At 46.4% G+C, this 278-nt stretch carries 1 pseudogene; it reads right to left on the bottom strand.

Annotated elements, in window-relative coordinates:
- Positions 1-278 (bottom strand): annotated as a pseudogene (locus SB756_RS29645) (hypothetical protein); the annotation flags it as partial.

Genomic DNA, 278 nt, shown 5'->3' on the forward strand with positions numbered 1-278 from the left:
GTACCGCTTACTGTGAATACATATGTTGAAGGTGCTGGTAATGCAGGGTCGATCACAGGTGGTGTTAGTATATATGTATACCCACCAGCTGAGGCTGTTGCAGTAGCTGTAATCGCACCTGAAGCTGCCGTAATGGTAACACTGGCTAGGTTATCGTTAGCTGCTGGTGCAGCTATTCCTAAAAGGTCGTAAGTACTGCAAGCGGCTACGCTGTTATTGTTTTCTTGAAGGCACTGCGCCATCGTGAATTTAACTGATGCAGCAGACGTTTTAACTTC

Source organism: Pseudomonas sp. SIMBA_068 (assembly GCF_046534705.1).
GTDB lineage: Bacteria > Pseudomonadota > Gammaproteobacteria > Pseudomonadales > Pseudomonadaceae > Aquipseudomonas > Aquipseudomonas putida.